This is a genomic window from Pseudomonas sp. RGM 3321 (assembly GCF_022836805.1).
Lineage (GTDB): Bacteria > Pseudomonadota > Gammaproteobacteria > Pseudomonadales > Pseudomonadaceae > Aquipseudomonas.
The window spans coordinates 320,649-343,466 of sequence record NZ_JALHBH010000120.1; the positions used below are offsets into that span (position 1 = coordinate 320,649).

A 22,818-nucleotide genomic window follows, 5' to 3' on the forward strand; every position below is an offset into this window, starting at 1 on the left:
GACTGTGCGTGCCAGGGTCAGGTTGTCCTGGGGCACGCCACAGTGCCGTTGTTGAGGCCTTGCTTGTGATTCTTGTAATCCAGCGTGGCTTTGCCGTCGACCCACTTCAGGGTCACGACGACCACTGAGTCGAAATCATCGCCTGTCCAGTCATCCACCAGATTGACAGCCTTGCCGGATGCCTCTTCAGCAACCTTGTTGATCAGTTCCGGCAGGTAGCCGTGAGACCAGGCAGTGTAGATGACGGAGTTGTGATACTTGTCACGCATCAACTCGTCAGCCAGGTCACTGGTGTCGTTGGCGCCAAAGTCGATATTGACAGGCAGGCCCAGCTTGATTGCACTGGGCCCGACGGTCATCAGAGGGCGAACGTAGCTGTAGGACAGGTCGCCCTCACCCTCTTCCACGTGCCGGCTGGGGTTGGCGGCGAAGATGAAGTCAGCCTTGCCGAACTCCCTGGGCAGGACCTCCGACAGTTCGATGGCCCGGTTGAGCCCTTGGCAGTTCAGTTGCCCCAGCCCCATGGCCGGTTTTTCGGCATGACGAAGAAATACCAGTGTCTGCGTGCCGTTCTTGGGCTCGGCATGAACCCCCTTGCCCATGGTGAACAGGGCCAGGGCAGAAGCCACCAGCAATGATGGGAAGAAGCACCATGCGATGCGGCGCTGGAGTCGGGTGATCGAAGGCATTTTCGGCATATTCATTATTTTCTGAGTCCGGTGCGCATTTGAAAGGGATCAGCCATCTGGCTGGTGCGAATACGCAGGCTTATGCAGCTCGCCCCAAGAATTTCTGCGGATCAGTCGAACAAGGGCGCAATGGCGCACACTCATGGATCACGCGCGAATCTTAGTGCGCACATGTTTCGAAATTAAGAATGTGGACGATTAGGAGTGTCAAAAAACGATTCTGTTGCAAGCCTGGCGAAAAAAAATCAGCCGACAAACAGAAAAACTGTCAGAAAATCGTCGAAAAACAGGCCGCCAGCCTTACTGTCCCCCAAGCAACAGCAGTTCAACACCTTGCTGCCAGATCAACACTACTCACATCGGAAAACTGCCTGAAACCTTGCTGTTCAAGCACTCAGACCCTTGGCACAGAGCATGCAATATTCCATTTGTGAATTTCATGCTCTCTGGACTGCTGTTTTTGAAATATGCAAACCAGTCTTGCAGCCTTGTCTCCCTGATCTGGACGCTCACTATGCCACAACCCCCTATTTCTTTTCGGTTGCAGACGCCGCGAGCCATGATTCGCTGGATGCTAACGACCTGCGCATTGGCGCTGAGCCTGCAAGGGGTAGCACAGGCCGCTGAAACCGCGCCTGCCGAAGTCCGCCTGGATTACGCCTATTACTCGCCGGTCAGCCTGGCGCTCAAGCATTTCGGCTGGCTGGAAAAAGCCCTGCCGGAGGCCAAAGTCACTTGGGTGTTGAGTCAGGGCAGTAATCGCTCGCTGGAATATCTGAACAGCGGCAGCGTCGATTTTGCCTCGTCGGCCAGTTTGTCCGCCGTGCTGGCCAGAGCCAACGGCAGCCCGATCAAGTCGGTGTATGTCTATAGCCGGGCAGAATGGACGGCACTGGTCGTACGCAAGGATTCGCCTCTGCAATCGGTAGCCGAACTCAAAGGCAAGAAAATCGCCGCCACCAAGGGCACCGACCCTTACCTGTTCACCTTGCGCGCCCTGCAGAAAGCCGGGCTGAAAAAGGATGATGTCGAGCTATTGCATCTGCAACACCCCGATGGTCGCACAGCCCTTGAAAAAGGTGACGTGGACGCCTGGGCTGGACTTGACCCGCACATGGCTGCCAGTGAAATCCAGTCGGGCTCGCGTCTTCTTTACCGCAACAAGGACTTCAACAGCTATGGCGTACTGAGTGTGACGCAAACCTATGCCGATGAACATCCACAAGCGATCAGGACGGTATTGAGCGCTTATGAAAAAGCCCGCGAATGGGCGCTCAAGAACCCCGACGAACTGGCCAGATTGCTGGCTGACGAGTCAGGCCTGCCGCTGGAAGTCGCCAGGCTGCAATTGACCCGCACAGACCTGAGTAACCCGCAACTGAGCGAAAGAGATGTAGAAGCATCCAAGTCCGCAGCACCGATTCTGGTGTCCGAGGACCTGGTGCGCAAAGGCGTGAACGTCGAACAGGTGATCGATCAGTTGATCACACCAGAGTTTTCCAAAGCCGTGATCGCAACGCCATGACCAGCCCAGACAAGTCCATGCCTTCCTGTGCGCAAGCAACCTTGCCCGACAGGGCACAGCGCAGGTTTTGGCAGCGCTACAAAACGCCTCTCAAAGGTCTGGTAGTCCCCGCTGTAATCATTGTTTTGCTGGAAATTATCGTGCGCATCGGCTGGCTGCCTTCCTACCAGATGCCAGCACCCAGCGAGATCGTGCTGACACTGCGCGATCTGGCCGATGGTGCGTTGTGGAAACACATCAGTGCCAGTCTGTTGCGTGTGCTCAGCGGCTTTGTTATCGGCGCGAGCCTGGCCTTGGTATTTGCCGCGTGGGTGGGGCTCAGTCGTGAGGCGGAGGCGTATCTGGAGCCGACGTTCGCCGGGCTCCGTTCCATCCCGAGCCTGGCATGGGTGCCGCTTCTGTTGCTGTGGCTGGGCATTGGCGAGACATCCAAGATTGTGCTGATTGCCATCGGTGCGTTTTTTCCGGTCTACCTCAACGGCGTGGCCGCAATTCGGGGCATTGACCGAAAGCTGGTGGAAGTCGGCCAGATGTATGGCTTCAGCCGCTATCGCCTGACCCGGCGTATTCTTCTGCCCGCCGCCCTGCCCGGCCTGTTTACCGGTTTGCGTAGCGGCATGAGCCTGTCATGGATGTTTCTGGTGGCCGCCGAGCTGATCGCTGCCACCAAAGGCCTGGGCTATCTGCTCAGTGACGGACGCGAAACCTCACGCCCGGACATCGTGCTGGCGGCCATCATCGTTCTGGCAACACTGGGCAAGTTGAGCGACGGCCTGTTGGCAGGCCTGGAAAAACGCTTTCTGGCCTGGCGGGACACATTCACCGGTCAAAGCCGCGAGGGTTGATAAATGCCGGAATCGTTGATGAACATACGCGTAGACCGCAAGGCATTCGCTGGCAATACCGTGCTGCATGACATCGATCTGTCGTTACAGTCAGGTGAGATCGTCAGCCTGCTGGGGCCAAGCGGTTGCGGTAAAAGCACGCTGCTCAGAATTGTCGCCGGGCTGGAACAGGACTTTAGTGGCTCGGTGGAAAACATTGAGGGCGAAGTCGCGTTTGTGTTTCAAGAACCGCGCCTGATGCCCTGGCTGACCGTAGAACAGAATATCGGCTTCAGCGACGATGCTGGCTACGACCGCCGATGGGTCGGTCAATTGATCGATGAAGTGGGCCTGTCCGGTTTCGCCGATGCTCTGCCAAAAGCCTTGTCCGGAGGCATGGCGCAACGCGTGGCCATCGCTCGCGGTCTGTACTCGCATCCTACCGTATTGCTGCTGGATGAGCCTTTCAGCGCAGTGGACGCGTTTACCCGCATGAAGCTTCAGGACCTGCTGCTGCACTTGGCTGAGCGTCACGCTATCACCCTGCTGCTGGTGACCCATGATGTCGATGAGGCGCTGTACTTGAGCGATCGTGTACTGGTGATGGGCAGCCGTCCTGGCACGATTACCCACGAACTGCCGGTCGGACTGCAAGCGCCCAGGGATCGCCGTGATCCGCTACTGGCCCGGCTGAAGGCTCAGGCACTGACCGAACTGCATCAGGCTCATATCATCTGACGCCCGAGTCGGGCTCCCTGCTCATTTACCGGCCAGCTTTGAACTCCTTCCAGAGTCCTTGACGCAATGCTTCGATATTGACCGGGACCTGAGACATCACGAACAAACGGCTCAACATGTCGGCATCCGGGTACACCGTGGTATCTGTCCACAGACCAGGGCTGATCAGCGCGTCTGCCTTTTCGTTGCCGTTGGCGTAATGCACGGTATTGGTGATGTTGGCGATCACTTCAGGGCGCAACAGGTAGTTCATGAACGCGTAGGCAGCTTTGGTGTCCGGAGCATCAGCCGGAATGGCTATCATGTCGAACCACATCGGCGCGCCCTCTTTTGGAACGACGTAGCTGACTGTGACGGTGTTGCCACTTTTTTGGGCCTGCTCCTGCGCCTGGGAAATGTCCCCGGAATAGCCCACCGCCACACAGATTTTGCCTGTAGCAAGATCGCCAATGTAGTCGGCAGAGCTGAAATTGCGCACATATGGGCGTACCTCATCGAGCAATGCCTTGGCCTTCTTGTAGTCATCCGGTGCCTCACTGTGCGCAGGCAAGCCGAGGTAGTTCAGGGCGATGGGTATGAGTGCCGGTGCACTGTCCAGAAAGGCGACACCGCACTGGGCAAGCTTTTTCATGTTCTCCGGCTTGAGAATCAGATCCCAGGAGTCAAGAGGCGCATCCTGGCCGAGCACAGCCTTGACCCTGGCAGCGTCGTAGCCGATTCCGGTACTGCCCCACAGATACGGGAAACCATGCTGATTGCCGGGATCATTGCCCTCCAGCGCCTTGAGCAGGACCGGATTGAGGTTTTTCCAGTTGGGCAACTGGCGCTTGTCGAGGGTTTTCAGCAAACCATTCTCGATCTGTCGTCCCATGAAATGAATGGACGGAAAAACCAGATCGTAACCGGAATGGCCAGCGACCAGTTTTGCATTCAGCGCCTCATTGGTTTCATAGGTGTCGTAAGTGGTCTTGAAACCGGTGGCGGATTCGAAATTTTTCAGGGTGTCCGGGGCAATGTAGTCCGTCCAGTTGTAAATATTGACCGTCTCTGCCGCATGGCCGGTCGAGGCCAGCAACATGAGTGCAGCAAGGGATTTTCTCAGCATGTGCAGTTCCTCGGGTCAATAGCGACAGCTTGCCCCAGACCGGGCATGAAAACCATCCTCGTCAAAGCAGATTCAGTTCATTGCAGGGGCTTGCGACAGCGCCTTGGCCCATGCATGAAACCTGCCCATCAATACCTTCTGATGACGCAGGTCATATAATTGATTTTTTTGTGCTGCGTCATAAAAAATTTTTCCAGATCGGTGCTGGCAAGTGCTATTTTCAGTATTCGTCAGACCGCTCAGCGATCCTGCTGGAAAGCAACCCGATCGATCGATAGTCTTTTGCACGGATCTATCGCCTCGTCATCATGGCTTTACCGGATGAATTCTGGCTGTCTGCCTACCCATTGGAGCAAGGGAAATGCTCGATTGATTCAGGTGGGCCATTGTCATGAACAAAGTCACATTCCCCAATGCATGCCAACTGATGCGCTGGCACTTTCATCCGGTGGGCTTTGAAGCTTCGATGGATGCGCCAGGCAGCATGATTGCGCGACTTTTCGACCGCGCCAGCGGTGAGACAGTCGTCGCCATCGCCGGCCTGCCGTGTTCCACGGTGATGAATGCCGCTGATGTAGAGCGCATCATTGAGGCCATCGAGGATGAGCTGGAATTATTCGGCACTCATACGCAACAGGTCGCCGGTTTTTCCTGAGATGACAGCCTCAGCCTGTTCGGACTTTACTGCGCAAGTCTTCGAAGAAAGGCTTGTCCTGGGCAATTCTGTCTGAAGCTTTAGGCATCTGGGCATTTTCCCCGCCGCCGGTGCCTTGATCGATATACCAATAGCAATGCCGCGCCGCACGAGTAATGGCGACATAAGCCAGGCGCAAGACTTCATCCTTCTGCGCGGTATCAAAGGGCTGAAGATCGCTCGCATCACCCAGCCCTGCCAAACGGTAAACCTGATTCTTGTAAGGCGAGACGGTCAGATGCTGGCAGTCGCCCAACAAAAACACAGCATCCGCCTGCAAGCCTTTGGAACTGTGGTAAGTCAGCGTCCTGATGCGACGACCTTGTGCGCCCGTCGCCGCGTCAGCATCGATCAATGCCTGCAAACGTTCCGGGAACCGGGCTTTCTCGCTGCCTTTACGGTACAGCAGCAGAATCGAGTCACCGTCGTTGTAGTGCTCGGCTACACGCCCGGCCAGTTCGTCTTCGTCACGATCCAGCACCGTGACCGGCAGCAGCTCTTGCGGCATGCCGCTGGCACGAGCCTTCTTGCCCGCAATCGCCGGAGCTGCCCGGACGACATGCTCGGCGGCATCGATAATGTGCTGATGGCTGCGGAAGTTGTCACTGAGCATGACTCTGGTAGTCGCCGGAGACGAAAACTCCCTGGCGAATTCCATGAAATACTTCGGTGAGCTGCCGCGCCAGCCATAGATCGATTGCCAGTCATCGCCGACACACAGCAGTGATGAATGCTGAGCGATCCGGCCTGTATGCAGAGCGGGACCACGACGCCGGATTTCGCGCAGACTGGCGCGTATCCATGAGACGATCTGCGGCGACACATCCTGGAACTCGTCGATCATCAAATGCGACAGCGGTCTGAGCATCTGGTCACTGACGTGTTTGAGGTTTTCCGGCGATGTTTCACCGAACAACGCAAACATCCGGTTATAGGTCATGATTGGAGGCGACTGAGCCAGAAGGTGCGTTTCGAAAGCTTTCCAGAACAGGCTCAGCGCTTCGAAGAAGAAACGGTCCGGGTCGTCGCTGGCAAAGCTCATCTCGGAGACGGCATTGGGTACATCGAGCCCCAGGTTCTCGATGAAGCTGGCGGCGGTGACAAAACAGTCCAGTAGCGGCGCAGCACCGAGCTCACCCTTGACCCGATAGTCGAACCCGGGCCCGGCAACCGCGTCACCCGCCAATGACTGCAGTAGTTTGTTGGCAGACTGGTAGTTATCCAGCCATATCAATGGCTTACTGCAGAAAGCTTGAAACAGAGTGCGCTTTATGACCCCCTCGGCCCACACTGGCAATTTGGCGCCCGGACGCTTGAGTTGCTGGTCTTCACCGGCGTCCAGGCCCAGCACAACCCACGCATCCAGCTCGGCGATATAGCCGTGAAAACAAAAGGGAAATCCATTTATTTCAACAGCTTGGCGCATAGGCTCAATGCCCTTTATAGGCCAGGCCCCTGCGCGAATCCACAAGTCTTCGACAGTGTCACACCACTCTTCATCCCGTTTCGAGGACAGTTCGGTCACCGCGACACGCTTCTGCACGTCAGGATGGTCGCGATCCAGTTCCTTGAGCTGCAAGGCATGGCGATACAGCGGCGCTATGACTTCGCGGAAACGCTCATTGCCGGCGTACAGGTCGCGGTAGCAGATATTGAGTTGCTGGCGCTGCGCGTCGTTGATCCGCAGGTCGAAAGGATTGCTGTCAGCCTCTTCCAGTCCGGATGACTGGCTGCTCAGGTTCTCGAACGCCCTGAGCTGCTCAAAACCCGGCAGGCTGCGCACCAGAGGCAGAATACGCGAATGAAAGGTGCGAACCAGGTCACGCGCCTGTTTCTGCCCCGTTACATGCCCCCACAAGGCCATGACATCGATCAGCTTGCCAATGAAGTCCTTGCGCGACTCGCGGGTGAAGGTCACGACTGTCATCGCGCTCAGCTCAAAGCCCAGGTAGTGATGCAACAGCAGAATACGCAGCACCAGCGATGTGGATTTGCCTGCGCCCGCCCCGGCTATGACGTAGGTAGACGGCGTATCGCTGAAAATCATCTTCCACTGCGCCGTGCTGGGCTGGGCATGCGCAGGGAGCTTTTCGGCGACATCGGCCTTGATGCGCTTTTTCAGTTCGGGCGTGAGCGCCAGCCGCCAGTCGTCGAACAGATGGTCGTCAACCCTGGGGCCGCGATGTCTGACAGGTCGGGTATCGTTGATGACCAGCACCTGACGCCCCGCTTCTTCACCATCCAGGTAGCCGTCGGCATAACCCTCGCGTACGCCCTCTATGTGCCCGTTCAGATAGCCATCGGCATGGCCTTGGAACCACGACGGCAGATGATGCGAACCCAGCCCTGTGAGGCCGCGGCCCATCAGGCGCGATAACAGACGCCTGAAAAACGGCAGTTGCCGAGGCGGCATGAGATCGACATCCAGGTCATGAGGAAGCGCAGAAGGAAGGTCGTCAGGCACGCAGACTCCGGTGGATGGCTTGCAGGCAAAAAGGTCGCCTATGGTGGCCGGATTTGCGCGCAGGTTCCAGCGAAATGCTTGTCTGTCAGTGCGTTAGCCGATCAACTGCATGTTCCGTCGCAGGTGCCATCAGACTGGCATGACCGATTTTGGCACCAGCGCACCCGGGTGTTGGATCACCACACTGGCCAGACGATGACCGGCTTCGGCAGCCTGTCGCGGGTGTTCCCCCATGAGCCGGGCGGCCAGATAGGCAGCGCTGAATGAGTCCCCCGCTGCCGTGGTATCGACGACACGCTCGACCTTTTGCGACGCAATGTCGAAACGCTCGCCGCCGGCTTCCACAAGACAACTTTGCGCGCCGCGCTTGACGACGATCTCGCCGATGCCGCGACCCCGGTAGGCCGCCAGCAATTGCTCACTGTCGGCATAACCATAGAGCGCCTGCTCATCGTCTTCGGTAAGCAACGCCAGATCCACATGCTGCAGACATGCCTGATAGGCCTCGCGGGCCTGCTCCACGCTGGCCCACAACCGAGGCCGATAGTTATTGTCGAAGGCAACCCTGACCCCACGTTGACGAGCACGACCCAGCGCTTCCAGCAATCGGGCGCGGCCCTGCTCGCCAAGTACCGCCAGGGTAATACCGCTGAAATACAGCACGTCGTAGCTGGCCAGCGCCGCGAGAATCGGCTCGGCCGCGGGCGTCATGAAACAGTCCCGTACGGCGGCTTCGTTGCGCCAGTAGAGAAAACGGCGCTCGCCATTGGCATCGGTCTGAATGCAGTAGAGCCCGGGCAAACGCCCCGGCAGGCGCTGCACCTTGCCCAGACCAATGCCCTCATCCGCCCAGATCCGACACATTGCATCGCTGAAGCTGTCATCACCCAGCGCGGTGACGTAATCCACCTTGGCCCGCTCACCCAACAGCCGGGCAAGGTAAACCGCCGTATTGAGCGTGTCACCGCCGAAGCTCTGACGCAGGCTACCGTCGGCATGCTGCTGTAACTCGATCATGCATTCGCCGATAAGGGCGACCCGTGGAAGGCTCATGAGACGATTACTCCTGCCAATACCGGAACTAGAAATACGTGCTGAAAGGCTCGATCACTCGCATATCATTATCAACCAGACAACCTGAACGCCACTTGTCGAAGGTCAGACACGGGTGTGAGGTACCGAAGGAAATGATGTCGCCAACCTTCAACTCGCACCCGGGCGCGACGGTCATGAAAGCGTGCTGATCCATCACAGCGGTCACTTTGCAGGCACTGACGTCGTCGCCTGATGCAGGCTGCACCCCCGCTTTGTAACGCAGCAGCGGGTTGGGCAAGCCGGCATCGTAGGCAACGTCGCGCTTGCCCATGGCGACTACTGCAAAACCCGGCTCCGGCATGGACTGCACATGCGCCCAGACCTCCAGCGCAGGGCGCAGCGCTTCGCTCAGCTCGGCACGTCGGTCCAGCACGCAGCATTGCGCGTCCTTGTAGATGCCGTGGTCATGCACCACATAACTGCCAGGGCGCAGCACGCTGAGGAACCGTTCGCGAACGGCCCGGGCATCGAACGCTTCAGCGATCAGGTCGTACCACGCCGAGCCGGATGCGGTGACAATCGGGCGATCCAAAGCGAAGGCACCCTTGTCCTGCAGGTCGACAGCCAGGCGCACCAACGACGCAGCAAAAGCCTTGATGCCGTCGATGGCATGGTCGCCGTGGATGACGCCTTCGTAACCCTCGATACCCGTCAATGCCAGTGCCGGCTGGGCCTGAACAGCATCAGCCAGGGCCAGCACCTGCGCTTCGCTACGACAGCCGCAGCGTCCACCGGGTACGCCATATTCGATCATCACGTTCAGGCGCAGGCCGCGTGCCGCGAAAAACCGGCCCAGTGCAGCGACATTGTCCGGGTGATCGACCATGCAGTGAAACTCGAACATCGGGTCAGCCAACAGATCGGCGATCACCGCCATGTTCGGCGCTCCGACCAACTGATTGGCCATCAACACCCGTCCTACGCCATGCGCATAAGCGGCCTGGGTCTGGACCGCCGTGGCGAGGGTCATACCCCATGCGCCCGCGTCCAGCTGTCGCCGAAACAGCGCCGGCACCATGCTGGTCTTGCCATGCGGTGCCAGTTCTGCGCCGCTGTCGCTGACAAAACGTTGCATCCAGCGAATATTGTGATCCAGCGCCTGACGGTGGATGACCAGTGCAGGCAGGCTGACATCAGTGACCAGGCTGTCACCCGGCTGTGCAGTACCCTTGTCCATTACGGCGGTGTCCATGACGGCGATGCTCATCAGTAATCTCCTGCAGTTATTCGTTGATTCGACGAGCCAGGCCGTTGGCGCTGTCGATCAGCACCCGTCGATAGTCGTCGTAATGGGTCTTGGCATCGGCACGCGGCGCGACAATGCACAGGGTTGCGATGCACTGACCATGCTCGTTTTTCACCGGCGCGGCGAAACAGTGCGTGAAGGTGTCGGCCACGCTATCGAAGGAGAAGAAACCCTCTTCGCCCGCCTTGCGGATCTCCCGCAAAAAGGTTTCCAGCGGCAGACGCTCGCCACCCGGGAGGATGAAATCGTCGGGATCAATCAGGTCGATGATCTGCTGATCGCTGAGGTGGCTGAGCAGCAGACGCCCGGAAGCGGTCCACGGGATGGGCGCGTTTTCACCGATGTCCGAGGAAATCCTGAAATGCCGCTCACCCTCTTTCATCAGCGCAACGGTGTATTTTCGGCCATTGAGCAGGCACATCTGCACGGTTTCCCGCGTCTGGCTGACGATCTCGCCCAGGCAGACTTCCGCCTCGCGAGTGAAATCGAAGTGGCGCAAGTGCGCCTGACCGAGAAAGTACAACTGACGGCCAAGGTAGACATGCCCGTCCTTGCCGACCGTCTCCAGAATACGCCGCTCCAGCAGCGACGCCACCAGCTCGTAAACCGTCGATTTGGGGCTGCCGATTCCGCTGGCAATTTCGTTGGGACGCATGGGCCTGGCCTTTTCCTTGAGGAAGTCCAGAATATCGAACGCCCGGTCCAGTCCACGTGCCCGGCGCTTGATTGTGTCTTCAGTCATGGCTCATTCCTTAAGTAGAGCTGTAAGCCAGATAACCCGAGGCTTCTGGCTTGAAGCTGCTACTTGCGCCTGTAAGCAATACAGTCGATTTCGACCTTGCAGTCGACCATCATGCTGGCCTGCACGCAAGCGCGCGCCGGTGCATGCTCGGGGCTGAAGTATTCACCGAACACTTTGTTGAAACTCCAGAAGTCTCGTGGGTCTTCCAGCCACACGCCGACCCGTACTACGTCTTCGAGCGCATAACCGGCTTCGTCGAGGATCGCGATCAGGTTGCGCATGGTCTGGTGCGTTTGCTCGACAATGCCGCCGACGATAATCTCGCCATCCTGCGCAGGCACCTGTCCGGAAACGTGCAGCCAGCCGTCGGCCTCGACTGCTCGTGCGAATGGACGTGGCTGGCCGCCCCCTGCAGTGCTGCCTGCGCCATAACGGGTAATAGTCATGAGTTTTTCCTTGTCTTGAAGCATTGGACGTCGTGAAACGTTAAAAACGGATGTTCTTGAGGAATTCGCTCAAGCGCGTCGATTCCGGTTGCTCGAACAGTGTCTTGGGTGGCCCCTGCTCCGCGATGCGCCCTTGATTCATGAATACGATCTGGTCTGAAACCTCATAGGCGAAACGCATTTCGTGAGTCACCAGCAGCATGGTCATGCCGTCCTCGGCCAGGTCCTTGATAACGCTCAGCACTTCGCCGACCAGCTCCGGATCGAGCGCAGATGTGACTTCATCGAACAACATCAGGCTGGGATTCATGGCAATGGCGCGGGCAATTGCGACCCGCTGCTGCTGACCACCGGACAACTGGCCGGGAAAGTGATTACGGCGCTCCAGCAGCCCGACCCGGTCCAGCCACTTTTCCGCCAGGGCAATGGCCTGATCCTTGGGCATCTTCTTGACCTTGAGCAGGCCCAAGGTCACGTTATGCAAGGCGCTGAGGTGCGGAAACAGGTTGAATTGCTGAAACGCCATTCCAGTCATTGCCCGGTGCTGTGCAATAACCCGCTCTGGATGACGGGTGCGCTTGCCGTCTACGTCGCTGTAACCGATATCCTGCCCCTCGAGCCGGATATGACCGCCCTGAAACTCTTCAAGCAGATTGACGCAGCGCAGCAAGGTGGTCTTGCCCGAGCCGCTGGAACCGATCAGGGTAACAACGTTGCCTTTCTGCATACGCAGATCGACCCCCTTGAGCACTTCCACTGCGCCATAGGACTTGTGCAGGCCTTCGATGCTGAGCAGCGCCGGGCCGGGGGTTGCGGTATGAGTCTGTGTCATGGCAATGCCACCCGTTTTTCGATTTGCCGCCCAAGAAGCTCAATGGCGTAATTGATGAGAAAGAACAGAAAACCTGCAAACAGGTAGAACTCCAGGGTCATGAACGTGCGCGCGATCACCTGCTGAGTGCTCAACAACAGTTCAGCCACACCGATGACTGAAAGCAGTGTCGAAGCCTTGACGATCTCGGTCGAGGAATTGACCCACGTCGGCAGTATCTGGCGCATGGCCTGCGGCAACAACACATAGCGCAGTGACTGATTGAAACGCAGCCCGATCGCCTTGCCAGCCTCCAGCTGGCCAGCGGGAATGGCCTGCAGGGCACCGCGCACGATTTCCGATACGTGAGAGCCGCAGAACAACGTCAGGCCTATTGCGCCAGCCTGAAACGCGCTGATTTGCCAGCCCAGCGCCGGCACCATGTAAAAGACTGCCAGTACCAGCACGAACACCGGCGTACCGCGAATCAGATCCACATAGAGCCGGATCGGCAACCGTGCGAAGAATCCGCCGTAAGTCAGTACCAGACCGGCCAGCATGCCGATCAACGTGCCCGCAGCAATCGCCAGAGCCGAGCACTGGATACTGGTCAAAAAGCCGGACCAGAGCACTTCACGCGCGGTCCACAATTCCTGCAACCAGCCAGGGGGTTGATACATGACAGCCTCCTAGCGGCGAATCGCCAGACGTTGTTCGAGGGTGCGCAACAGCATGGCGATCACATAGCAGGCCACCACGTAGAGAGCGGTGGTCACCAGCCAGGTTTCGATCACCCGGTAGCTTTCAACGTTGATCTTGCGCGCGTAATAGGTCAGCTCCGGCACCGCAATGGCGGCTGCCAGCGAGGTGTCCTTGAACAGCGAAATGAAGTTGTTGGAGAGCGCTGGCAACACGTTGCGCAACATGACCGGCACGATGATGTATGCCCTCACCTGCCACTCGCCCAGACCGATCGCCAGCCCCGCCTCGCGCTGCCCCTTGTGGATGCTCAGCAGCCCGGCACGGAACACTTCGGTCAGATAGGCGCCGGCGTACAGCGACAACGTGACGATGAACGACGCCAGCTTGTCCAGGCGAATGCCCAGCCCGGGCAAGGCGAAGTAGATCAGCAGGATCAACACCAGAATGGGCGTGTTGCGCACCACAGTGACGTAGATGGACGCGACAATTCGCAGTGCCTTGTAACGTGACAGCAGCGCAAATGCATTTGCCAACCCGATCACACAGCCGATGGCGATCGAGATCAGGGCCAGTTCCAGCCCCAGGCCCAACCCCGCCAGCAAGCTGGGGAAGTCGCGCCATACGGCATCAAAATTCAATTGATAATTCATGCTTGCCCGTACCTGGCAGGGAAAGCCCGATGGCCTGCCCTGCCCTTGAAGGTCAGAATGGACTTATTTGTATTCCATCGGGAAACCGATTGCAGGCACAGGCAGATCGACACCAAACCATTGCTTGAACGAGGCGGCGTAAGCCGGGAACTCGACACCGGTCATGGCTTCATGCAAAGCGGTGTTGACGAAGTTCAACCAGTCCTGGTCGCCACGTTTGACGGCACAAGCGTAGGTTTGCGGGCTCCAGGCAAAAGCCGGCGTACGGTAGCGCCCAGGGTTCTGCACCATCAGGTACTTCACCGAAGACTGATCAGTGGCTGCCGTGTCGGCGCGACCCGAGTTGATCGCCTGGTACATCAGGTCGACGCTGTCGTACTGATCGACCTTGGCTTTAGGCAGCGCTTGATGCACCAGCTCTTCGGCATATACGTTTTGCAGCACGGCAACCGTCACTTCGTCGCCCGCGGCTTTAAGGTCGTCAATCTCCTTGTATTTGCTATTGGCAGGCAGCAACAACGCTACGCCTTCGCGGTAGTACGGCAAGGTGAACGCCACCTGCTGTGCACGACTGGCAGTAACGGTGATGAACTGGCAACTGATGTCGACCTTATCAGTCAGCAGGTTGGGAATTCGCGCATCCGAGGACTGCACCACGAACTCGACTTTGCTCGGGTCATTGAACAGACCCTTGGCGATGATTCTGCCGATGTCGATATCGAAACCCTGCAACTTGCCGTCCGCTCCCTGAAAATGCCACGGGGCATTGGTACTGCCTGTGCCCACCACCAGATTGCCACGTTTCAATACTGCATCCAGCTTGCTGCCTTCGGCGGCCTGAGCTGCGTTGGCCAGCGTGAATGAGGCTGCAAGGACAAATGCACAAGCTTTCACAAAAGAAGGTCCGCGATGCATGACATAGACTCCGCCGAAGTATTTTTATTCCGCTATAGCGGACAATGGTGTGTAACAACGGAATAGACAGCAGAAAGTGTGCCATACGAGGCCCGCGAAAACACCGCATAAAAATGCCGAGGCAAATCAAAAGACTGGAGATGAAGGAGTTGATGGCCGGGTGATATTACAGCTTGAGAGCACCGCTACCATTCGTCACATATGAGTGGTAAGGCCCCACTCTTGTGCGCGCGCCGCTATTGAGCACGCAGTACTGGTGCAAGGCGCAATAGCGGCACGAACAGCCTGCCAATGCGCAAGCATTGGCAGGAGAGTCAGTCCGGTTGATGCATGACGAACAGCGTCATTCAGAGGCAGGTAGCAATCGCAGCAGATCGCAAGGCGGCCTGGGTATCGCCCTGCGGAGCGTAGAACTCGACAGCAGTGGCAGGACCTTTGGCGTGTACGTCTGCGAAATACCTGGATTCAGTAGTGAAAACGGTGAAGCCGCCGCCGGAAAGATCATGCAGGAACACATCTGATGATGTGCCAAACATCGCTTCGTTCTGCCAGGTTACCTGAATGCACTGGGCAACGGCGGCATCCTGCTTGGGACTCGACAGGACCTTGAATGGCCCTGCCGCACGTGCTGAGTTTGAAGGCGCTGCGCACCCGGCCAGAACCGTTGCCGCAATCACCGTTGCGCTCGTCAAAAACAGAAACTTCATGTCGTGCCTTCGCTGATAAAAAAGCCGATTCTAGCACTGCACGGGCCTGTTACCCCTCAGCCAATTGCTCTTCGTATTCCTTCACGTATTCGCCAGCCAGGCTCTCTTTCTGCTTTTCATCAAGTAACTTGCCTGCCATCTGAAAGAACTTCTGCTCTTCCTCCTTCAGGTGGTGATGTACTTTTTCCGACAGCTTTTTCGCAGTCGCCAGCCAGGCCGGGCTCGACATCTCGGTTTCATCGAGTTCTTCCATCATCTCGTCCATTTCATGATGCTCGGAAATGGCATGGCGGCTCAGGTCCACGCCATTGTCGTGGGCCATCAGGGGAATATAGAAAAACCGTTCTTCGGCTGTCTCGTGTGCCTGAAGCTCGTCCTTGAGCTGTTTGTAGGCTTTCTCTCGTTCGACACTGTCGCCGCTGGTCTGGATCAGTGCGTCGGCGTAACCGCGCTGACGATCATGGCTTTCGCGCAATGCTTCGAAGATATTCAAGGTCTTGTCTCCAGGTCGGCTTCCGGGAGCTGGAAGCATTGTGGACTAGACCCCTGGCGAAGATCAGCAGTTCCGAGAAATGCTGGCAAATGACTACTGCGCGATAACCACAGGCTCAGGCCAGCTCGAAAACCACATCCTGAGCGCCTTCCCAAAGCGTCTTGACCCCCAGTTTGCGCAGGTTTTCCTTGCCTTGAGTGATGGTCAGAAAGTGATTGCCAGCCAGTTGGCCCATCTTGCTGGCGAAACAGCACGAACCATACGCCAGGATAATCTCGGTTTCGCTGTGACCGCCCGGATAGAACAGAATGTCGCCCACAGAAGGATGACTGGTCGCGTTCTCGAAACCTATCAACGTGTCATCCAGCTTCAATTGATAATCATCCAGCGGCACCCAGCAGCCCTCGCCACTCCAGCGTACATGGATGAATTTCTGCCGATAAGGCAGCAGCTTGAGAAACGCTTTCACCGTTTGCGGCGCATCCGGATTGGCTTCGGCCAGAAACTCGTATCCGCCCGCGGTAATTTTGATGGTGGTCACTGCAACGACTCCTTGAAGGCAACAATGCTCAGAATGGATGCGCAAGGATAAACGCGAGTCTTGTGAGGCGTCACGGAGTTCCGCTGCGCTCACAGGGAGGCAGACAAATCGTTAGTCAAACAGAATTCCGCGTCAGATTTGACCCGCCGAGCAGTTTGGCGAACAGCCGATTCTCATGTGTTTCGCCCTGAAACTCATAGCGTGGCGAACCTTTTACTTCATAACCATGCCGCGGGTAAAACCCCAACGCGCGCGGATTGCCAACCCAGACAGTCGCCCACATCAACGCGGCCTTGCTGGCCGTAGCGCGCTGCTCGGCGGCTTCGAGTAACAGTCGCCCTGCTCCGCATCCAGTGAAGCGTTCCTGCACATAGAGGCGTTGCAACTCGGCAGCCATCGATACACCGAGCATTGGGTGATCGACGCACAGCGTTACCTGGGCGAAGCCGATCAGATGCCCGAGATATTCTGCCGCGACAATGAAGGTTTCCGATGCGCCAAGCAGATGCGCAAACGCCTGCGGGGAAAATGCGTCGAGGGCTTCGCGCGCGATGGACTCACGGATGCCCTGCGTTGCGTAGGTGTCGAGAAACACCTGCATGCCCAGCGCGCTCAGGCAGATAGCGTCAGCGGGCACTGCTTCACGCAGGGCAATGGTCGATGGGAGAGATTTGATTATCAAACAGACAGGCCCCGGGGAAGGCAAAAAGACACGCAAATAATACCCGACACACGGCCTGGCCCGGCAACAAGGCCGGGGCAAGCCGTCAGCTCAATCTCAGCGACCGGTCATGAGCGATTGCAGACGAGCCTGAGCCTGCTGCGCGTTTTTGCCCTGATCGTTCAGCTCTTGCAGCAATTTGTTGAGTTCAGCCTGTACGACCGGGTCCTTGACGGTTATCGCCGGACCCGAGATATCGATTTGCGATTTGTGCGCGTCCACATAATCGGCAACCTTTAGGCCACTCGAAAACGTGCCCTTTATTTGTGGCAGGACTTCACGGAACGTGTTGGCGGGTACGCTCACAGTCCTGTCATACGCCTTGTCGTAAACGACTTTCAAGTCATCGGGCTGCTTGAGTTTGGCATGTGCCGCATCTGCCTTGCCCTGCTCGATGGTCAACTTCTCGCCGACTTCATCAAGGCCCGTCTGCACGGCAGCCAAGTCTGCGCGACGTTGAATGACATCGCTTACCGAACGAAAGGATCCTTTCTGCATCAAGCCGGCCAGAGGCTGCACAGCAGTGTCCATGCCCGCGCCGAAGTCGGAAATAACGGCATAGTGCGAGCTGTAGTCACCAAAGGCTTTCTTTTCGTCGTCCGTCAGCTTGGGAACGTGCACACCTGGCTTGTCGATGATTCGGGTTTGCAGGAACTGAGTGAACGCAGTGCGTTGCTCGGGCTCCTTATCCCCGCAGCCAGTCAGCAACAGGGGTAAAGCAACAGCCAGCAGCAAAACTGGACGGAAAAGGGACTTCATGTCAGGAACCTCCGGGTGATGAGAATGCGCGGTCATCGGCATGGCCTGACGAACGCGAGCGTGCTTATAGTCTCGCCATCACCTCATCTAGTTCCGCGACGGTTGAATTTTGAAAAGCCTCATCGCAAGACAGACGCATGGAAAACCCGCTCCCCCTCGGCTATTTGAGTCAGCAAACGCAGGTACTTCATAGCGTCGGCGCAACAGCACCGGCACCGCAAAAAGCTCGCCTGGCAGCCCCCTTCAGGAAAGTTCATTAACATTTCTTCATGAGGTGAAACGTTTCAGCTACTAGTCTTCAACGGACCGACAAAGTGAACAACAGGAGTCAATCACTATGTTTGCACACGAGGGCCTGGGCCTGATCCTTGTCTCCATCGTCTTTCTGCTCGGAGCGATTGCGATGTTCATTCACCCTTTCCACGCGCTGGGGAGCTGGTTCAGGAGGAAGCGGCAGGAACGGAAATCCGATTAGCTATCAATAAATTCGCCACAACAAGGAGGCCCGGTGATAGCCGGGCCTTGCAGCCTCACCCTCTCCCGCCTCCCTTCCCTCGTACAGCGACAAGCCTGTATGCATGCCCAGTCTTATTGCACTAAGCGCATCTAGCTGCAGGTGCATTAACCACGAGCTCCATACTGGCTAATCAGTATTAAATAATACCGCAGGTCGTGCATTACATCCGAAAAATCCTCTAACGCAAGAAAAAATTCTCAAAAATTAATTACCAACCTGTGGCTTAATGCTTCCAGTTTGATACGCTGTCGAGACTCTTTGATATTGAACTAATGGCCACCAGCCGATAGCATTGCGCGCCAAATGTCCTAACTAATTTGTCACTAGTGCTCATGGGGTAGTCATGACTAGTCAATCCATCAATGCGACGGTTTATCTTCGAAAGTCAGCTGAAGATCACATTCCGAAGCCGACCCGCGTACTTGATTTCGGCAAATGCAGGAGCACCAGAAAAGGCCCGGTTCTTCTGATTGGCTCGGGTCAATCTGCCAGAAACTTTCCGATCCGAGACTTTTCGGACACCCCCATGATTACCATGAACGGGGCGTTCTCGATGTTTGCAGGAACGAACATCAAGCCATTGTTCTACGTGTGTACTGACAGGGACTTTCCCAACCAGCAGCCCGAGCTGTTCGCCGCGGCAATGCGCGAGAGCGAGAATGTCGGACTGTGGGAAGACCAGTTCAGCTCCGGCATTCCCAGGCCTTCCGGGCGCGCCTATGCGCTGAAGAAATCACCGAGGCTGTCGACGGTTGCAGCGCTCTGTTCACGAGAAGATGCGCTGGTCAGAAAACTTTCTTTATGGAGTCATAGAAGCAGGGATATCGGCTTCAGCAAAAACCTGGAACTGGGTTTTTTCGACGCGCGCACGGTCATGTATCTCGCCTTGCAATTGTCCTATCACCTTGGTTTTGATAGCGTCTTTCTCGTAGGCTTTGATATGAATCAGTCTGCAGGCCGGTTTTATGAATCGTCGACAGATGTGTGCTCGCCTTGTGGACTGGATCAGCACTACGAATCAAGAATTCTCCCGTCACTGGAACTTATGTCGAAACAGGTGGTCGGGAATGATTTTCAGGTGTTCAATTTGTCCGACAGCTCGCGAGTTCCAGATGAAGTCATTCCCAAGTTGAGCATTGATGAAGCCCGGCTTAAAGTAAGCGTCGCCCGATACAACGCTAGCCGAACGTAAACTACCTCCCGATCAGGCAACTTGACGACTCAGTCTCTTTTTTCTGCGACTTCCTTTGAAATCGCACCTGCCTCTGCCCTGCGCACGCGCTTTGAGCAATGCTACCCGGCAGGCACCTGAGCGAACCGCAACGCAGACAACTCGGCAATCCGGCACTGTCCACCATGTCCCTGCCGCCCGACCTATGCGACAATGCGCGTCAATGTCTGGCATGAACCCCCACATTCATATCCCGGCAACGCGGCCATGGCAGGCTGCCGTTGCTGTAGACGTATGCCCGTTGGATCAGCTCATGCTCAGGCGGAGCAGGCTGAACAGCTCAGGTCGGGTCTCGAACCCGACACCCGCTGACACCAGCGCTCCCCAGTTATTGCCCAAGTTATTGATAGGTAAAGTAATTGATCTCCACAGCTAACATCACAATGCAGTTCGGCCCCAAACCCTTGTTCGAGAACGTCTCGGTCAAGTTTGGCGCCGGTAACCGTTACGGCCTGATTGGCGCGAACGGCTGCGGCAAGTCCACCTTCATGAAAATCCTCGGTGGCGACCTCGAGCCTTCGGGCGGTCAGGTGATGCTGGAGCCAAACGTACGACTGGGTAAGCTGCGCCAGGATCAGTTCGCCTACGAAGAATTCACGGTGCTAGACACCGTGATCATGGGTCATGAAGAGCTGTGGAAGGTCAAGGCCGAGCGCGACCGCATCTACTCGCTGCCGGAAATGAGCGAAGACGACGGCATGGCCGTGGCCGAGCTGGAAACCGAGTTTGCGGAAATGGACGGCTACACTGCCGAGTCCCGTGCCGGCGAACTGCTGCTGGGCCTGGGTATCGGCATCGAGCAGCACAACGGCCCGATGAGCGAAGTGTCGCCCGGCTGGAAGCTGCGCGTTCTGCTGGCGCAGGCCCTGTTCTCCGATCCGGAAGTGCTGCTGCTCGACGAACCAACCAACCACCTGGACATCAACACCATTCGCTGGCTGGAAAACATACTGACCCAGCGTAACAGCCTGATGATCATCATCTCCCACGACCGTCACTTCCTGAACAGCGTGTGCACGCACATGGCCGACCTGGATTACGGCGAGTTGCGCCTGTTCCCGGGCAACTATGACGAGTACATGACCGTGGCGACTCAGTCCCGCGAGCAGTTGCTGTCCGACAACGCCAAGAAGAAAGCACAGATTTCCGAACTGCAATCGTTCGTCAGCCGCTTCTCGGCCAACGCCTCGAAAGCCAAGCAGGCCACGTCCCGAGCCAAGGCGATCGACAAGATCCAGCTGGCCGAGGTCAAGCCGTCCAGCCGTGTCAGCCCGTTCATTCGTTTCGAACAGACCAAAAAGCTGCACCGTCAGGCAGTTATTGTCGATCGCATGGCCAAAGGCTTCGACGGCAAGACACTGTTCAAGGACTTCAGCTTCCAGGTCGAAGCCGGCGAACGTGTTGCCATCATCGGTCCGAACGGCATCGGCAAGACCACCCTGCTGCGCACCCTGGTCAACGAGTTGCAACCGGATGCAGGCACGGTCAAGTGGACCGATGCGGCGGAAATCGGCTACTACGCTCAGGATCATGCTCACGATTTCGAGGATGACTCCACCCTGTTCGACTGGATGGGTCAATGGACCCAGGGCGGCGAGCAAATGGTGCGTGGCACCCTGGGCCGCATGCTGTTCTCCAATGACGAGATCCTCAAGTCGGTCAAAGTGATTTCCGGTGGTGAACAGGGCCGCATGCTGTTCGGCAAGCTGATCCTGCAAAAACCCAACGTGCTGGTGATGGACGAACCGACCAACCACCTGGACATGGAATCCATCGAGTCGCTGAACCTGGCGCTGGAAAACTATCCAGGCACACTGATTTTCGTCAGTCACGACCGCGAGTTCGTGTCCTCGCTGGCGACCCGCATCATCGAACTCAGCCCAAGCGGCGTGATCGATTTCAGCGGCACCTATGACGACTACCTGCGCAGCCAGGGCGTTTCGTTCTAAGCCTGTCAGGCTGCTACAGCAAAAAGCCCTGTCTTGTGACAGGGCTTTTTATTTTCAAACCCGCTACTGGCCAGGCTGGCTGAGCATTTCAATCCACAGCGCCCCCTTGCCCGAGGGTGCTTCGCTGACCCGCTGCAAGGCACCGTTCGCTGCAATGGCGTAACTGCCGACCTTGTCGCTTTTCTCACCGCTCACCAGCAACCAGCGACCATTGGGTGACACCGCGATATTGCGTGGCTGTTTTTCCTGCACCGGATAGTTTTCAACAAATGTCACCTTGCCACTGGCAGGCTCGACCTTGAATACCGACACGCTGCTGGTGGTGCGCTCGCTGATAAACAGCCACTTGCCATTCGATGCGAGGCGAATATCTGCTGCCCAGATACGCGGGGTGGGGTCATCCTTGAGATCATTGTTGCGCGCATCGCGGGCCTGCCCCGGCTCCAGGTTCAAGCGCTTCGGGATACCGTCCGCCTTGCTTGTCTGCTTCAACGCACCGGTTTTCTGGTTGATCGCGAACGCAGTGACGGTGCCGCTCATTTCGCCGACCACGTACAGAAATTTGCCATCGGACGAAAATGCCAAGTGGCGTGGGCCGGTATTGTCGGGAACGGCGACATGGCCCTCGCCGATGGGGACGAGCTTGCCGTCCTTTGGCTCCAGCCGGTATTGCAGAACACGATCAACGCCAAGATTACCGGCGTATGCAAAACGGTTGCTCGGGTCGGTGCGCACCGAATGCGCATGCATGCCGGTCTTGTAGGTCTGGATACTGTCGCTTGGGCGGTGTTGCGCATCAATGGGCTGGACGCTGAGCAAATCGGCACCATAGGACGCGCCGAACAGGAAGCGTCCGCTGCGATCGGTAGACAGGTAGGCCAGACTCTCGGCCAGCGGTGCCTGACTCAGCGGTTTGAGATGCCCTGTTGCAGGCTCGATGCTGAAACTCAGCACTTGATAAGGCTTGGAACGCAGCGCCGCAAATAACGCTTTGCCGTCCGGTGAGATGGCCATCGGATTGACCTGATCTCCGGCCTTGGTCTGCTCGACCAGGCTGAGCGCGCCGCTCTGCTCATCCAGACGGTATTGGGATATCAGGCCGTCGGTAGGACTGGATATGTAAGCAAACGTGGCTGCCTGGGCAGGCAGGCCAAACGAACAACCGACTGCAGCGGCCAGCAACAGAAAATTTCTCATGGCAAACCTTTTTATTATTGTGGCGTGATCAGTCATCCTATGACCATATCTGCATAA

Annotated in this window: 24 protein-coding genes; 6 read left to right on the forward strand and 18 right to left on the reverse strand. The window is 57.2% G+C overall.

All coding sequences use genetic code 11. The features are described from left to right. Window positions 1-17 precede the first annotated feature (17 nt). Entirely contained in the window at window positions 18-704 is a 687-nt protein-coding gene (locus RGM3321_RS25025) for a hypothetical protein (RefSeq protein WP_244395277.1), read from the reverse strand. Window positions 705-1,203: 499 nt separating this feature from the next. On the opposite strand from RGM3321_RS25025, the gene RGM3321_RS25030 reads away from it, so the two are divergent. The 3 genes from RGM3321_RS25030 to RGM3321_RS25040 are packed head-to-tail and all read left to right on the forward strand — an operon-like array spanning window position 1,204 to window position 3,776. After that, window positions 1,204-2,214 (forward strand): aliphatic sulfonate ABC transporter substrate-binding protein, encoded by a 1,011-nt coding sequence (locus tag RGM3321_RS25030; RefSeq protein ID WP_244395278.1) that lies wholly within the window; start codon window positions 1,204-1,206, stop codon window positions 2,212-2,214. After that, window positions 2,211-3,059 (forward strand): ABC transporter permease, encoded by an 849-nt coding sequence (locus RGM3321_RS25035; protein WP_244395279.1) that lies wholly within the window; start codon window positions 2,211-2,213, stop codon window positions 3,057-3,059. The genes RGM3321_RS25030 and RGM3321_RS25035 overlap by 4 nt, the downstream gene beginning before the upstream one ends. A 3-nt stretch (window positions 3,060-3,062) precedes the next feature. Continuing rightward, complete coding sequence (locus RGM3321_RS25040; protein ID WP_244395280.1) at window positions 3,063-3,776, forward strand: ABC transporter ATP-binding protein; 714 nt, start codon at window positions 3,063-3,065, stop codon at window positions 3,774-3,776. A gap of 25 nt (window positions 3,777-3,801) precedes the next feature. On the opposite strand, the gene RGM3321_RS25045 is transcribed toward RGM3321_RS25040, so the two are convergent. Then, window positions 3,802-4,881: a polyamine ABC transporter substrate-binding protein gene (locus RGM3321_RS25045; RefSeq protein ID WP_244395281.1), complete on the reverse strand. Its 1,080-nt coding sequence runs from the start codon at window positions 4,879-4,881 to the stop codon at window positions 3,802-3,804. A gap of 72 nt (window positions 4,882-4,953) precedes the next feature. Next, a complete protein-coding gene (locus RGM3321_RS25050; RefSeq protein ID WP_244395282.1) occupies window positions 4,954-5,169 on the reverse strand; it encodes a hypothetical protein in 216 nt (71 codons plus the stop codon). Between the two features lie 103 nt (window positions 5,170-5,272). Between RGM3321_RS25050 and RGM3321_RS25055 the strand changes: the two genes are divergently transcribed. Beyond that, on the forward strand, window positions 5,273-5,536 hold the full coding sequence (locus RGM3321_RS25055) for a DUF1652 domain-containing protein (RefSeq protein WP_244395283.1): 264 nt from the start codon (window positions 5,273-5,275) through the stop codon (window positions 5,534-5,536). 10 nt (window positions 5,537-5,546) lie between these two features. Here the strand turns inward: RGM3321_RS25055 and RGM3321_RS25060 are convergent, their stop codons facing one another. The 14 genes from RGM3321_RS25060 to RGM3321_RS25125 form a co-directional block, all read right to left on the reverse strand. After that, window positions 5,547-8,039 carry a UvrD-helicase domain-containing protein gene (locus RGM3321_RS25060; RefSeq protein ID WP_244395284.1) on the reverse strand — a complete coding sequence of 831 codons (2,493 nt, stop codon included), beginning with the start codon at window positions 8,037-8,039 and terminating at the stop codon, window positions 5,547-5,549. A 129-nt stretch (window positions 8,040-8,168) separates the two neighbouring features. Next, window positions 8,169-9,092: a sugar kinase gene (locus RGM3321_RS25065; RefSeq protein ID WP_058401506.1), complete on the reverse strand. Its 924-nt coding sequence runs from the start codon at window positions 9,090-9,092 to the stop codon at window positions 8,169-8,171. Between the two features lie 28 nt (window positions 9,093-9,120). Beyond that, window positions 9,121-10,326 carry an amino acid deaminase gene (locus tag RGM3321_RS25070; RefSeq protein ID WP_244395361.1) on the reverse strand — a complete coding sequence of 402 codons (1,206 nt, stop codon included), beginning with the start codon at window positions 10,324-10,326 and terminating at the stop codon, window positions 9,121-9,123. A gap of 31 nt (window positions 10,327-10,357) precedes the next feature. Continuing rightward, window positions 10,358-11,122 carry an IclR family transcriptional regulator gene (locus RGM3321_RS25075; protein WP_244395285.1) on the reverse strand — a complete coding sequence of 255 codons (765 nt, stop codon included), beginning with the start codon at window positions 11,120-11,122 and terminating at the stop codon, window positions 10,358-10,360. 59 nt (window positions 11,123-11,181) lie between these two features. Further along, window positions 11,182-11,568: a RidA family protein gene (locus RGM3321_RS25080; RefSeq protein WP_002553703.1), complete on the reverse strand. Its 387-nt coding sequence runs from the start codon at window positions 11,566-11,568 to the stop codon at window positions 11,182-11,184. Between the two features lie 40 nt (window positions 11,569-11,608). Further along, on the reverse strand, window positions 11,609-12,400 hold the full coding sequence (locus RGM3321_RS25085) for an amino acid ABC transporter ATP-binding protein (protein ID WP_244395286.1): 792 nt from the start codon (window positions 12,398-12,400) through the stop codon (window positions 11,609-11,611). Continuing rightward, complete coding sequence (locus RGM3321_RS25090) at window positions 12,397-13,059, reverse strand: amino acid ABC transporter permease (protein WP_004665521.1); 663 nt, start codon at window positions 13,057-13,059, stop codon at window positions 12,397-12,399. The genes RGM3321_RS25085 and RGM3321_RS25090 overlap by 4 nt, the downstream gene beginning before the upstream one ends. Window positions 13,060-13,068: 9 nt before the next feature. Continuing rightward, window positions 13,069-13,731: an amino acid ABC transporter permease gene (locus tag RGM3321_RS25095; RefSeq protein ID WP_002553700.1), complete on the reverse strand. Its 663-nt coding sequence runs from the start codon at window positions 13,729-13,731 to the stop codon at window positions 13,069-13,071. A 63-nt stretch (window positions 13,732-13,794) separates the two neighbouring features. Next, on the reverse strand, window positions 13,795-14,646 hold the full coding sequence (locus RGM3321_RS25100; protein ID WP_244395287.1) for a transporter substrate-binding domain-containing protein: 852 nt from the start codon (window positions 14,644-14,646) through the stop codon (window positions 13,795-13,797). A gap of 347 nt (window positions 14,647-14,993) precedes the next feature. After that, window positions 14,994-15,353 carry a 2-oxoacid ferredoxin oxidoreductase gene (locus RGM3321_RS25105; protein ID WP_244395288.1) on the reverse strand — a complete coding sequence of 120 codons (360 nt, stop codon included), beginning with the start codon at window positions 15,351-15,353 and terminating at the stop codon, window positions 14,994-14,996. Between the two features lie 49 nt (window positions 15,354-15,402). Next, on the reverse strand, window positions 15,403-15,846 hold the full coding sequence (locus tag RGM3321_RS25110; RefSeq protein WP_005743629.1) for a hemerythrin domain-containing protein: 444 nt from the start codon (window positions 15,844-15,846) through the stop codon (window positions 15,403-15,405). 115 nt (window positions 15,847-15,961) lie between these two features. Continuing rightward, window positions 15,962-16,387: a DUF3830 family protein gene (locus RGM3321_RS25115; protein WP_244395289.1), complete on the reverse strand. Its 426-nt coding sequence runs from the start codon at window positions 16,385-16,387 to the stop codon at window positions 15,962-15,964. A 115-nt stretch (window positions 16,388-16,502) separates the two neighbouring features. After that, complete coding sequence (locus RGM3321_RS25120; RefSeq protein WP_244395362.1) at window positions 16,503-16,988, reverse strand: GNAT family N-acetyltransferase; 486 nt, start codon at window positions 16,986-16,988, stop codon at window positions 16,503-16,505. 177 nt (window positions 16,989-17,165) lie between these two features. After that, entirely contained in the window at window positions 17,166-17,867 is a 702-nt protein-coding gene (locus RGM3321_RS25125) for a DUF3053 domain-containing protein (RefSeq protein WP_244395290.1), read from the reverse strand. A gap of 860 nt (window positions 17,868-18,727) precedes the next feature. On the opposite strand from RGM3321_RS25125, the gene RGM3321_RS25130 reads away from it, so the two are divergent. Together RGM3321_RS25130 and RGM3321_RS25135 are read left to right on the forward strand one after the other, a co-directional pair. Beyond that, window positions 18,728-19,576, forward strand: a complete 849-nt coding sequence (locus RGM3321_RS25130; protein ID WP_244395291.1) for a lipopolysaccharide biosynthesis protein — start codon at window positions 18,728-18,730, stop codon at window positions 19,574-19,576. 398 nt (window positions 19,577-19,974) lie between these two features. Further along, window positions 19,975-21,564 carry an ABC-F family ATPase gene (locus tag RGM3321_RS25135; RefSeq protein WP_244395292.1) on the forward strand — a complete coding sequence of 530 codons (1,590 nt, stop codon included), beginning with the start codon at window positions 19,975-19,977 and terminating at the stop codon, window positions 21,562-21,564. Window positions 21,565-21,627: 63 nt separating this feature from the next. Here the strand turns inward: RGM3321_RS25135 and RGM3321_RS25140 are convergent, their stop codons facing one another. After that, window positions 21,628-22,761: a lactonase family protein gene (locus RGM3321_RS25140; RefSeq protein ID WP_244395293.1), complete on the reverse strand. Its 1,134-nt coding sequence runs from the start codon at window positions 22,759-22,761 to the stop codon at window positions 21,628-21,630. Window positions 22,762-22,818 lie beyond the last annotated feature (57 nt).